The sequence below is a fragment of the Collinsella sp. MSK.8.10 genome (genome assembly GCF_019041915.1).
Classification (GTDB): domain Bacteria; phylum Actinomycetota; class Coriobacteriia; order Coriobacteriales; family Coriobacteriaceae; genus Collinsella.
On record NZ_JAHPYF010000007.1, the window covers coordinates 79,022 to 92,113 of the forward strand.

The following is a 13,092-nucleotide window of genomic DNA, read 5'->3' on the forward strand; positions in this document are numbered from 1 at the left end:
TTTTCACCCGCGGCGGCAACGCCGCACCCCTGGCGCATTCGCGCCGTGTTTTAACTGATCTCCGTGCACAGACACGGAAACCGAAAGGACTTAGAAATGGCTAAGCTTACCACCGATGAGATCATCGATGCTCTTAAGGAAATGACCCTTCTCGAGGCTTCCGAGCTCGTCAAGGCTATCGAGGACACCTTCGGCGTTTCCGCCGCTGCTCCTGCCGCTGTTGTCGCCGCTCCTGCTGCTGGCGCTGCTGAGGCCGAGGAGAAGACCGAGTTTGACGTCGTGCTCGAGGGCTTCGGCGACAACAAGATCCAGGTCATCAAGGCCGTCCGTGAGCTCACCAACCTTGGCCTGAAGGAGGCCAAGGAGGTCGTCGAGGGCGCTCCCAAGGCTGTTCTCGAGGGTGCCAAGAAGGAGGACGCCGAGGCTGCCAAGGAGAAGCTCGAGGCTGCTGGCGCTGCTGTCACCCTCAAGTAATCAGGCTTTCTCGCCAGATTTCTTTGCAGACGGGACTCGCTATGCGAGCCCCGTCTTTTTTGTTTTGGCCTCTCATTCCCATTGCTCGGCACGCAGAACACCGTTGTCTTCGCCGTGTCAATCCCGTTACCGCTGGGGCGTAAAATTGCACCATTCGAGCAATAATTTGCGTTGACCTGCTGAAGAATTGCGTTTGCCTTACGGTGACGTATGTCTTCGGCGGTAAGATACTTCGGTATCGCAATTTGGTCTGCGGCCGCCGTGCCGCACGCACAGGGCGCATTCTGCGCCTGCGAAAGGATCCTTGAATAACATGAAGGCAATCATCCCCGCCGCCGGTCTTGGCACGCGTTTTCTGCCTGGCACTAAGTGCACGCCCAAAGAGATGCTGCCGGTGCTCGATAAGCCGGTCATTCAGTATGTCGTTGAGGAGGCACTCGACCCCGAGGAGGTCGACGACGCCATCATCGTTACCTCTCCCGGTAAGCCCGAGCTGCTGAGCTACTTCCAGCCCGACCGTTCGCTCGAGAACCTGCTGCGCGAGCGCGGCAAGAACGCCTATGCCGATGCCGTTGCCCACGCTGGCGGTATGCCGGTCGACTTCCGTTATCAGTACGAGCCCAAGGGCCTCGGTCACGCCATTCGCTCTGCTGCCGACGCCGTGGCAGGGGAGAACTTCCTGGTTCTTCTGGGCGACTACGTTGTGCCTAACCGCGACATCTGCGACAAGATGCTCGCCGTTTCCAAGGAGCACGGTGGCGCTTCGGTTATCGCCGTCGCTGCTTGCTCGCCCGAGGAAGTCAGCCGCTACGGCGTTATCGCCGGCGATCGCGTGGGCTCTCTCGAGGGCTTCGAGAATGCCGCTGACGACGAGCCCGGTGCCGTTTGGCGCATCGGCGGCCTGGTTGAGAAGCCCGCTCCCGAGGCGGCTCCGTCCAACCTGTACATCGTCGGTCGCTACCTGCTGAGCCCGCTGGTCATGGACCTGCTCGCTGATCAGCAGGCCGGTAAGGGCGGCGAGATTCAGCTGACCGACGCCATGGCACGTTCGCTCGACCGCGAGGCTATGTACGCTGTCGTCATCGACCCGCTGTCGGGCTACGATACCGGTACCCCGTCTGGCTGGATGGCCACCAACGCCCTCATGGCCGCAAGCGATCCTCGCTTTGCCAGCGCCTTCTGGGACGCCATCGACGAGCGTGGCGGTTTGATGCGCAAGTAAGCCTTCGGGCATCGACATTTACGGGTGCGGACTTCGGTCTGCACCCGTTTTTTATAAGAGCTGCGATTGCTGGCTCCCTGTTCACATAAAATATATGAACAGGTGTTCGATACATACCTATCTACCTGCACCTTTTCTGTCGAAAAACTTTGCTACTCCAAAAACTCAATCGCGTCAAGGCTTTTCTTGCCCAACGGTCGGTACCTGATAAACTATTAGGTTGCGATAACTGGCGAAGCTATGCCTCGCCAACCCACCGAGCATTTCCGTGAAGGAGGAAAAACCTGGTGACCTACGCATACACTGCCACTGAGCGCAAGCGCGTCAGCTTCGGGAAAATCCCGGAGGCCATGGAGCTCCCCAACCTTATCTCTGTTCAAAGGGAATCCTTTGAGCGTTTTAAGGACGAGGGTCTTCGTGAGGCGTTCAAGGAATCCAGCCCCATCCAGAGCCAGAACCATGTTCTCGAGGTTACCTTCGGCGAGCATCAGTTCGGCGACCCCGCGCACACCGTCGAGGAGTGCCGCGAGAAGGATATGACCTATCAGGCTCCGCTTCTGACCGACGTCCGTCTCACCAACAAGGAGACCGGCGAGATCAAGGAGCAGCTCGTCTTCATGGGCGACTTCCCCATGATGACCGATCAGGGCACCTTCATCATCAACGGTACCGAGCGTATCGTCGTCTCGCAGCTCGTCCGCTCCCCGGGCGTGTACTACAGCTCCGAGATGGATTCGGGCAAGCAGATCTACAAGGCCCAGATCATCCCGTCCCGCGGTGCCTGGCTTGAGTTTGAGGTCGACAAGCGCGACCAGCTCATGGTCTCCATCGACCGTAAGCGCAAGCAGAGCGCCACGATGTTCCTGCGCGCCCTTGGCATCGCCGTCACCAACGACGACATCATCGAGCTGCTCGGCAACTCCGATGTGATCAAGCGCACCCTGGAGCGCGACACCGCCCTCACTCGCGAGGACGCCCTCATCGAGATCTACCGTCGTCTGCGCCCGGGCGAGCCTCCCACCGTGGACGCTTCCCGCAGCCTGCTCGAGGGTCTGCTCTTTAACCCGCAGCGCTACGACCTGGCCCGCGTCGGTCGTTACAAGGTCAACAAGAAGCTCAACCTCACCACCGAGGAAGAGGTCACGGTGCTCACCGACGAGGATATCGTCGCGACGCTGCGCTACCTCCTGTCCCTCGCTGCCGGCGAGCAGGGCTTCAAGGTCGATGACATCGACCACTTCGGCAACCGCCGCATTCGTACCGTCGGCGAGCTCGTCGCCAACCAGTTCCGTATCGGCATGAGCCGTATGGAGCGCGTCGTCCGTGAGCGCATGAGCTCCCAGGACATCGACGAGATCACCCCGCAGTCGCTCATCAACATCCGCCCGATCGTGGCCTCCATCAAGGAGTTCTTCGGTTCCTCGCAGCTCTCGCAGTTCATGGACCAGGCGAACCCCCTGACGGGTCTGACCCACAAGCGCCGTCTGTCCGCACTCGGCCCTGGTGGTCTTGCCGGCCACAAGTCCGGCTCCAGCCGCCGCACCAACGTGCCGACGGCCGTCCGCGACGTTCACAACTCGCACTACAGCCGCATGTGCCCGATCGAGACCCCCGAAGGCCCCAACATCGGCCTGATCGGCTCGCTCGCCCTCTACGCCCGCGTCAACGAGTACGGCTTCATCGAGGCCCCGTTCCGTCGCGTCGAGAACGGCGTTGCCACCGACCAGATCGACTGGATGACCGCTGACGAGGAAGAGAAGCACGTCATCGCGCCGGCCAACACGCCGCTCGATCCCAAGACCAACGAGTTCATCACGACCGATGCCGAGGGCAAGATCGTCCGTCCCCACACCGTGATCGCCCGTACCCGCGACTTCGACGGCTCCTTCGGCGCACCCGCCGACGTGCCTGTCGAGGACGTCGACTACATGGACGTCTCGCCGCGTCAGATGCTCTCCGTCGCAGCCACGCTGATCCCGTTCCTTGAGCACGATGACGCCAAGCGTACGCTGATGGGCGCTAACATGCAGCGTCAGGCCGTGCCGCTGGTTCACCCCGCCGCTCCCTATGTCGGTACCGGCATGGAGCGTCGCGCCGCTCTGGACTCCGGCGAGGTCACCCTGGCCAAGAACGCCGGCGAGGTCATCTTTGCCGACGCCGCCAAGATCATCGTCAAGCATGCCGGCGGCATGGACGAGTATCACCTGGCCAAGTACCAGCGCTCCAACCAGTCCACCTGCATCAACCACCGTCCGCTCGTGCGCGTCGGTGACACCGTTGAGCAGGGCGAGCCCCTGGCCGACGGTCCTTCGACCGATCACGGCGAGCTCGCACTGGGCCAGAACCTCACCGTGGCCTACATGCCGTGGGAAGGCTTTAACTACGAGGACGGTATCGTCGTGTCCGAGCGCCTGGTGGCCGAGGACCTGCTGACGACCATCAACATCACCCGCCACGAGATCGACGCCCGCGACACCAAGCTCGGCCCCGAGGAGATCACCCGCGAGATCCCGAACCTCTCCGAGGACATGCTTGCCAACCTCGACGAGGACGGTATCATCCGCATCGGCGCCGAGGTCGGCCCTGGCGACATCCTGGTCGGCAAGGTCACGCCTAAGGGCGAGAGCGCTCTGACCGCCGAGGAGCGCCTGCTGCGCGCCATCTTCGGTGCCAAGGCTCACGACGTTCGCGACACTTCCCTTAAGATGCCTCACGGCGCTTACGGCCGCGTTATCGACGTCGTCCGCTTTAGCCGCGAGAACGGCGACGACCTGGCCCCCGGCGTCAACGAGCAGGTGCGCGTCTACGTCGCCCAGCGTCGTAAGATCCAGCAGGGCGATAAGATCGCCGGCCGCCACGGCAACAAGGGTGTTATTTGTAACGTTCTGCCGGTCGAGGACATGCCCTACATGGCTGACGGTACCCCGATCGACGTTATCCTCAACCCGCTGGGCGTTCCTTCGCGTATGAACGTCGGCCAGCTGCTCGAGTGCCACCTTGGCTGGGCTGCTGCCTGCGGTTGGGATACCGAGCAGGCCGACTCCGACAAGTACGTCCCCGGTCCGTTCTTCACCGCGACGCCCGTCTTCGACGGCGCCAAGGAGGACGAGATCGCCGAGGTCATCCGTCGTGCCAACAAGAACATGCTCAACAAGGCCACCGCTGCCTTTGGCGATCACATGCGCCCCGAGTTCGTCACCCAGCTTGACGAGCGCGGCAAGACCCGTCTGTTCGACGGCCGCACCGGCGAGGAGTTCCGCGAGCCCATTACCGTGGGTACGTCCTACATCCTCAAGCTCGGCCACATGGTCGACGACAAGATCCACGCCCGTTCGACCGGCCCTTACAGCCTGGTTACCCAGCAGCCTCTGGGCGGCAAGGCTCAGTTCGGCGGCCAGCGTTTCGGCGAGATGGAAGTTTGGGCACTGTACGCTTACGGTGCTTCCAACGTCCTGCAGGAGATCCTGACCGTCAAGTCCGACGATACCGTGGGCCGCGTCAAGACCTACGAGTCCATCGTCAAGGGCGAGAACGTCCCTGTCCCGGGTATCCCCGAGTCCTTCAAGGTTCTCGTCAAGGAGATCCGCTCCCTCGCGCTGGACATCGAGCCCATGCACGATGCCGACGAGGACGCCTCCGCCCCTGTGACCGCCGAGGAGACCTCCGCTCTCGACGACCTGGCTGCGCTCGCCGGCGTTGACGCCGACGTCGAGGCCGAGGATGCCGAGACCGCCGAGGCACCCGAGGCTGTCGCCGCCACGACCACTGATAAGGAGTAGTTGACTGTGGCAGATTTCGAAGCTACTGATTTTGACTCGGTAAAGATCTCCCTTGCCTCCGCCGACCAGATCCGTTCCTGGTCGCACGGTGAGGTCAAGAAGCCGGAGACTATCAATTACCGTACCCTCAAGCCCGAGAAGGACGGCCTGTTCTGCGAGAAGATCTTCGGTCCCGCCAAGGACTGGGAGTGCTCCTGCGGCAAGTACAAGGGCATCCGCTTTAAGGGCATCGTCTGCGAGCGCTGCGGCGTCGAGGTCACCTCGGCCAAGGTGCGTCGCGACCGCATGGGTCACATCGAGCTCGCCGCTCCCGTGTCCCACATCTGGTATTTCAAGAGCCCCACGAGCTTCCCGATGAGCCGTATGCTCGACATCAAGTCCAAGGACCTCGAGAAGGTTCTGTACTTTGCCAGCTACATCATCACCGAGGTCGACTACGAGGCTCGCGAGGCCGACGCTGACGACCTGCGCGAGGAGCTCGCCGCCGATCTGGAAGAGATCGATGCTGAGTGCGCCCGCCAGATCGAGTCCCTCAAGGAGCAGGGCGACCCCGAGAACTTTGACGAGTTCTCCGACGAGGAGCCACTGACCCCCGAGGAGATCGCTTCCGGTATCGTCGATATCGAGGAAGAGTGCAAGGACGAGAAGCAGCTCCGCACGGACGCCTTCAACGCCTTCATGAAGCTCACCGAGCGCGACCTCATTTCCGATGAGCCGCTGTTCCGTGAGATGACCCGTTACTACTCCATGTACTTCAAGGGTGGCATGGGTGCCGAGGCCGTCCGCGACCTGCTCGCTGCCATCGACCTTCCTTCCGAGGCCGAGAAGCTCAAGGCCATCATCGCCGACGAGGACTCCCAGAAGCAGAAGCGTGAGAAGGCCGTTAAGCGCCTCGAGGTCGTTGACGCCTTCCTGAAGGGTGGCAACAGCCCCGCGAACATGATCCTGGACGTCATCCCGGTCATTCCGCCCGATCTGCGCCCGATGGTCCAGCTCGACGGCGGCCGCTTCGCCGCGTCCGACCTCAACGACCTGTACCGTCGCGTGATCAACCGTAACAACCGACTCAAGCGCCTGCTCGACCTGGACGCCCCTGCAATCATCGTGAACAACGAGAAGCGCATGCTCCAGGAGTCCGTGGACGCCCTGTTCGACAACGGCCGTCGTGGTCGCCCGGTCTCTGGCCGTGGCGGTCGCCCGCTCAAGTCGCTCGCCGAGGCCCTCAAGGGCAAGCAGGGCCGTTTCCGTCAGAACCTGCTTGGTAAGCGTGTCGACTACTCCGGCCGTTCGGTTATCGTTACCGACCCCAAGCTGCTGCTGCACCAGTGCGGTCTGCCCAAGACCATGGCGCTGGAGCTCTTCAAGCCCTTCGTCATGAAGCGCCTGGTCGAGCTTGGCAAGGTCGAGAACATCAAGGGCGCCAAGCGCGCTATCGACCGCGGTGCCACCTTTGTGTGGGACATCCTCGAAGAGGTCATCGACGGCCGCGTCGTGCTGCTCAACCGTGCACCGACCCTGCACCGTCTGTCCATCCAGGCCTTTGAGCCGGTGCTGGTCGAGGGCAAGGCTATCCACCTGCACCCGCTGGTCTGCTCGCCCTTCAACGCCGACTTCGACGGCGACCAGATGTCTGTCCACGTGCCGCTGTCCAGCCAGGCTCAGGCCGAGGCCCGCGTGCTCATGCTCTCTGCGAACAACCTGCGCTCGCCGGCATCCGGCAAGCCGGTCAACATCCCCTCGCAGGACATGATCATCGGTGTGTACTACCTGACCCAGGTCCGCGACGGTCTGCCGGGCGAGAACCACGTGTTCGCAAGCTTCGACGATGCGCTGCACGCCTATGACTGCCGCTCCGAGGTCGACATGCAGGCCAAGATTCAGGTCCGTGTGTCCGCTGCCGACGCCAATGTCATCAACGAGGACGGCACCCGTATCTTCCGCGTCAAGAACGGCAAGAACGAGTTCGTCGACTACGACGTCACCGGCAACAAGACCGCGCGCTTCGAGACCTCCATCGGCCGCATCATCTTCAACCGCCAGTGCCTGCCCGAAGACTATGAGTTCATGAACTACAAGATGGTCAAGGGCGATGTGGCCAAGCTGGTTGCCGACTGCTGCGATCGTTACCCCGAGGCCAAGGTCGGTCCGATCCTCGACGCCATCAAGTACTCCGGCTTCCACTACGCTACCCGCGCCGGCCTCACCATCTCGGTGTGGGACGCTCTCATCCCTGCCGAGAAGCAGGAGCTGCTCGACCGCGCCCAGGCCAACGTCGACCAGATCAACGAGTACTTCGAGGAGGGCTTCATCAACGAGACGGAGCGCCACATCGAAGTCGTTAACGAGTGGACCGCTTGTACCGATAAGGTTGCAGCGCTCATGCTCGACATGTTCGACGAGGAGAACCCGCTCTACATGATGGCCGACTCCGGCGCCCGTGGTTCTAAGACCCAGCTGCGTCAGCTCGGCGGCATGCGTGGCCTGATGGCAGACATGTCCGGCGAGACGATCGACCTTCCCATTAAGGCGAACTTCCGCGAGGGCCTGCTGCCGCTTGAGTACTTTATTTCGACCTACGGTGCCCGTAAGGGCCTGGTCGATACCGCATCCCACACCTCGGACTCTGGTTACCTGACCCGTCGTCTGGTCGACGTGGCCCAGGACGTCATCGTCCGCGAAGAGGACTGCGGTACGCACGAGGGCGTCACCTACAACCTCATCATCCCCGGCACCACCGACCTCAACACCGACCTCGTCGGCCGTTGCTTCATTGGGGACGTCGTGGCTCCCGATGGCACCGTGCTCTTTGAGCAGGACGGTTACATCGAGAAGGTCGCCGACATCCAGAAGATGGTCGATGCGGGCCTTAAGAAGGTCAAGCTTCGCGCGCTGCTCACCTGCCGCTCCAAGTACGGCGTGTGCCAGAAGTGCTACGGCTGGGATCTTTCCACCCGTCGTCCGGTCGCCATCGGTACCGCGGTCGGCATTATTGCCGCCCAGTCCATCGGCGAGCCTGGTACGCAGCTTACGATGCGTACCATTCACTCCGGCGGCGTCGCTGGCGTCGACGATATTACGCAGGGTCTGCCTACGGTCAGCCGTATGTTCGATATCGTCGGCAACGTCAACGAGAAGATTCTGGGTCGCGAGGCCGAGCTGGCTCCGTACTCCGGTCACCTCTCGATTAAGCCCGAGAAGTCCGAGTACGTGCTGACGCTCACCGACTCCGAGGATCACACCCGTGTCCTCGACGAGCGTCGCGTCCCCGCTTCGGTGCGCTTCATGCCCGAGATCGAGGACGGCTGCGAGGTTCGCGCCGGCGACCAGATCACCAAGGGCTTCGTCAACTTCCGCAACCTGCGCAAGCTGACCGACATCGAGTCGACGATGCACACCTTCGTCGAGAGCGTCAAGGACGTCTACACCAGCCAGGGCGTCGACCTGAACGACAAGCACATCGAGGTGCTCGCACGTCAGATGCTGCGTCGCGTTCAGATCACCAACCCCGGCGACTCCAAGTACCTGCTTGGTCAGTACGTCGACCGCTACGAGTTCGCCGACGAGGTCGAGCGCGTTGCCCGTCTGGGCGGTCAGGCTCCCGTGGCCGAGCCCGTCATCCTGGGTACGCTCAAGGTCGCGTCCAACATCGACTCCTGGCTGTCGAGCGCTTCGTTCATCCGTACCGCCGGCGTCCTTACCGAGGCTGCCATCGAGGGCAAGGTCGACCACCTGCTCGACCTTAAGTCCAACGTCATCGTCGGTAAGAAGATCCCGGCTGGTACCGGCCTCAAGCCGTACGCCAACGCCAAGCTGACGTATCGCACGGCCGACGGCTATGTCGACATCGACGGTCCGGCTTCGCCCAACGCCAAGTCGCTGCCCGAGTGGGCTCCGGTTGAGCTCAAGGACCTGGACGAGCAGCTCCCGCAGCAGCTCGACTGGGCCGGCTACGACGAGTTCGGCGGTGCTGACGGTTCGTTCACCCGCAACGGCCACACCATCTCCGCCGAGAAGGCTCGCCTGTACCTGTTCGACGACCTGGGCGTGTCGCAGCGCTGGACCAACAAGTTCAGCGAGGTCGGCATTGAGACGGTCGGCGACCTGGTCGGCAAGTCCGAGGAGGATCTGCTGCGCATCGATGGTATCGGTGCCAAGGCGATCGAGGAGCTCCGTGACGGCCTGGAGGCCCACGACCTGCTCTACATCCTCGAGAACAACGATGACGTTGCCGACGAGGAAGACCTCTCGCAGCTGCTGCAGATGGTCTTTAGCCCCGACGGTCCGGACGACATCCTGCTGGGCACCTCCGCCACGCCAACGCATCACGCCGACGCCGACGAGGAGCTCCTGGGCGCCCCGATCGACGACAAGAAGGCTCCCGCCAACGGCGCGATCAACGAGGACATGGCGTCCCTCGACGAGCTGCTCAACCAGCTCGTGGACACCGACGACGCCGAAGAGGCAAAGGACAACGACGAGGAGTAATTAGTTCCGCCGTTCTAACGAACGGCGGCGACCTCCGTCGCTGCGCGGCCCCCAGAGCTACAATCTGTCATTCAAAAGGCAGGGCATGACCAAAAGGTCAATGCCCTGCCTTTTTCATGCCACCTTGTACGCTCTGGGGACCGCTCGCTTGCGTATGCTCAACCTGTTGCGTTCCGTTGATCCCTTGCCAATAAGGGACGGGTTTATGTTGGTCGGTTTTTTCCTGCTTGAATTTGAAACATTCCGTTCGGTCAAAGCGTATCTATGGTGAGGGCCTCAGCAAGAAACATCAGCATCACCGGGAGGTGATTATGGAAGAACAAGCTTTTAGACAGGCGGTTGAAGATCACAGGGATGTCGTGTTTCGAATCGCGTTGACGTACCTGCGTGATCGCGCCGACGCCGACGATGTCGCTCAAGACGTCTTTCTGAAGTTACTCAAAAACGATGCGCAATTTGAAAGCTGGGAACATCTTCGTCGATGGCTTATCCGGGTCACGATCAATGAATGCAAATCTCTCTTTCGAAAGCCATGGAGGCGTGTGGAGGATATTGAGAACCTGGCCGATTCGCTTTCGGCGGCGCAGGATGAGACCAAGGCGGTCCTGTCAGACGTTATGCGACTTCCGGAGCGATTCCGTGTCCCCATCGTGCTCTATTACTATCTGGGCTTTTCGACCTCAGAGATTGCCGAGTTGTTGCATGTACCAGCCGCGACCGTTCGAACGCGTTTAGCTCGCGGCAGATCGAAACTCAAGTTCATCCTAGAGGAGGGCGACCGTGAAATCCAATCAAATCAAGCAGGCCTTCGAGTCCGTCCAAGCCGATAGCGATCTTGCTGACCGTGTTCTTTATGCCGCTGCTGGTGAGCCGCTTCGCCGAAAGGGTCACGCGAAGCCTCTGTATGTTGCCGTGATCGGATGCCTTGCCGGAGTGCTGGCGACCGGAGGGGTCGCCTACGCCGTTGTCAATTCCGGCTATTTTGCCTCAGCCTGGGGAAACCACGGCAATGGGGATTCCATTACCTGGACCAACGGTGGCTCATCGGGGACTAAATACACCTACACCAGAGAGTTTGGTGATGGCATCGCGCCCCAAAGCCTGGAGGGTGCAGTCCAGAAGGTTAATCTGTCCGTCGAGGGTAACGGTTATACGCTCGATATCCATGAGATGGCTATCGATCAAAACGGCTGCGGCGCCGTGACGTTTACGTTGTCCAATCCAAATGGAGTTAACTGCTACAAGCCGGCAGCAGAGATCGGCGAACTTGTTCTTTATGGTGAAGAAGAACAGGGCATCGGCACGCCCGATATGAAGTTCGGCGAGGAATGGGCTGACACACGCTGCACCATTGATAAGGACACATCAAGCGATACTGTCATTAATGGCACGATGTACTTTGCTTCTATGAATCGCGAGCGAGGTTTTCAACATGCGGTCACCTGGAATATCTCGTGGACCGAGGGCGAAGGCGAGGATGCGAAGCCGTTCGAGGCATCGACGCCCGAGTTTAGCGTTGGAGCGTACGTCGATACAAAGGAACTCCGCTCCGATGACTCGACTCTTGAGATTAGCCCGTTTTCCATCCAGACGCACATCGATGATCTGGGCTATGAAGCAGTTGATAATAAGCTGACCGTCAGCTACAAGGATGGATCGGAGCAGACTATCGAAGATGACGACGCAGGGGTGTTCAACTTATATTTTTCTTATGCGCGCAATAGCGGAGAGAACATCTGGGTGCCAACGAAGTTGATTGATGTCGACCAAGTGGTCTCAGTAACGCTTGAGGGCACGAGGTGCACGTCAACAGGAGAGACCGAAACAGAAGTACCCTTTGCCATCGTCTATTCGTAAGATTTGGGGCCGCTTCCTACTAGGGGAAGCGGCCTCTTTTGCGGTAAATGGGCGGTTAAAGCGAGCGGTATTCGTCTGAATTTCGGAAGTATGCGGCAAAATCTTGATAGGCCGCCCGGGCCGGGAATCCGCCCCCCCCCCCCGCACAGGAGGGGATTCCTTTTGTGTAGGCTTTGCGGAAATGTGTCTATTTTGGGATACGCCCGGCGGCGTGGTCTGTTGACGGCACAGCTAACGCCACGTATCCTATCGAACTGCGTGTTTCGTAGGGGGATGCTGACCCCTCGATTCAAGCCGTTGCACTTTACAGAAAGCTGGAATCATTCGAGAAGGAGTACGCTTTGCCTACTATTAACCAGCTGGTTCGCCAGGGCCGCCGTTCCGTGCCCAAGAAGTCCAAGAACGCTGCTCTGCAGCACAACTCCCAGAAGCGCGGCGTGTGCACCCGCGTCTTCACCACGAGCCCCAAGAAGCCGAACTCGGCTCTTCGTAAGGTTGCCCGTGTTCGCCTTGTCAACGGCATCGAAGTTACTGCTTACATCCCGGGTGAGGGCCACAACCTGCAGGAGCACTCCATCGTGCTCGTCCGCGGCGGTCGTGTCCGTGACCTCCCTGGTGTCCGTTATCACGTCATCCGTGGCGCCTACGACGCTGCTCCGGTCCAGAACCGTATGCAGGCCCGTTCCAAGTACGGTGCTAAGCGCCCCAAGGCCAAATAAGCCAGATAACGTTTTGATACTTTCGCCGTGTGCCGCCTAAGCGCCGCACGGTAGACACTTAAGGAGATTTCACATGCCGCGTCGTGCAGCAGCTAATCGTCGTGAGGTTCAGCCTGACGCCGTTTACAACAACCGCCTGGTGACTCAGCTCATCAACAAGGTCCTTCTTGACGGCAAGAAGGCCACCGCTGAGCGCATCGTTTACACCGCTTTCGAGATCGTTGCCGAGAAGTCCGAGGGTGGCGACGCTCTCGCTACCTTCAAGAAGGCTATGGACAACGTCAAGCCCACGCTCGAGGTTAAGCCCAAGCGTGTCGGTGGCGCTACCTATCAGGTCCCGATGGAGGTCAACTCCCGTCGTTCCACCGCTCTGGGTATCCGCTGGATCGTCAACTTCTCCCGCGCTCGCAAGGAGAAGACCATGGCCGAGCGTCTCGCCAACGAGATCCTCGACGCTTCCAACGGCCTGGGCGCTTCCGTCAAGAAGCGTGAGGACGTCTTCAAGATGGCCGAGGCCAACCGCGCGTTCTCTCACTATCGTTGGTAAGTTAAGGTA

Annotated in this window: 8 protein-coding genes; all 8 read left to right on the plus strand. The window is 60.6% G+C overall.

What is annotated here, in order from left to right:
- The first annotated feature begins 96 nt into the window (after window positions 1–96).
- Complete coding sequence (gene rplL, locus KTF55_RS08255) at window positions 97–474, plus strand: 50S ribosomal protein L7/L12 (protein ID WP_006235005.1); 378 nt, start codon at window positions 97–99, stop codon at window positions 472–474.
- 313 nt (window positions 475–787) lie between these two features.
- Entirely contained in the window at window positions 788–1,696 is a 909-nt protein-coding gene (locus KTF55_RS08260) for a UTP--glucose-1-phosphate uridylyltransferase (protein ID WP_195192002.1), read from the plus strand.
- 350 nt (window positions 1,697–2,046) lie between these two features.
- Window positions 2,047–5,475 (plus strand): DNA-directed RNA polymerase subunit beta, encoded by a 3,429-nt coding sequence (locus tag KTF55_RS08265; protein WP_006235007.1) that lies wholly within the window; start codon window positions 2,047–2,049, stop codon window positions 5,473–5,475.
- A 6-nt stretch (window positions 5,476–5,481) separates the two neighbouring features.
- Window positions 5,482–9,960, plus strand: a complete 4,479-nt coding sequence (locus tag KTF55_RS08270) for a DNA-directed RNA polymerase subunit beta' (protein WP_217108303.1) — start codon at window positions 5,482–5,484, stop codon at window positions 9,958–9,960.
- Window positions 9,961–10,271: 311 nt separating this feature from the next.
- Entirely contained in the window at window positions 10,272–10,790 is a 519-nt protein-coding gene (locus KTF55_RS08275) for an RNA polymerase sigma factor (RefSeq protein ID WP_226790689.1), read from the plus strand.
- Entirely contained in the window at window positions 10,741–11,817 is a 1,077-nt protein-coding gene (locus KTF55_RS08280) for a DUF4179 domain-containing protein (protein ID WP_217108304.1), read from the plus strand. The genes KTF55_RS08275 and KTF55_RS08280 overlap by 50 nt, the downstream gene beginning before the upstream one ends.
- Window positions 11,818–12,158: 341 nt before the next feature.
- Window positions 12,159–12,536, plus strand: a complete 378-nt coding sequence (gene rpsL / locus KTF55_RS08285) for a 30S ribosomal protein S12 (protein ID WP_006235012.1) — start codon at window positions 12,159–12,161, stop codon at window positions 12,534–12,536.
- Window positions 12,537–12,609: 73 nt separating this feature from the next.
- Window positions 12,610–13,083: a 30S ribosomal protein S7 gene (gene rpsG, locus KTF55_RS08290; protein WP_006235013.1), complete on the plus strand. Its 474-nt coding sequence runs from the start codon at window positions 12,610–12,612 to the stop codon at window positions 13,081–13,083.
- Window positions 13,084–13,092: the final 9 nt, after the last annotated feature.

Bases quoted from the DNA above. Each gene is read 5' to 3' on its own strand.
- rplL (WP_006235005.1), top strand. From the start codon at position 97: ATGGCTAAGCTTACCACCGATGAGATCATCGATGCTCTTAAGGAAATG.
- KTF55_RS08260 (WP_195192002.1), top strand. From the start codon at position 788: ATGAAGGCAATCATCCCCGCCGCCGGTCTTGGCACGCGTTTTCTGCCT.
- KTF55_RS08265 (WP_006235007.1), top strand. From the start codon at position 2,047: ATGGAGCTCCCCAACCTTATCTCTGTTCAAAGGGAATCCTTTGAGCGT.
- KTF55_RS08275 (WP_226790689.1), top strand. From the start codon at position 10,272: ATGGAAGAACAAGCTTTTAGACAGGCGGTTGAAGATCACAGGGATGTC.
- rpsG (WP_006235013.1), top strand. From the start codon at position 12,610: ATGCCGCGTCGTGCAGCAGCTAATCGTCGTGAGGTTCAGCCTGACGCC.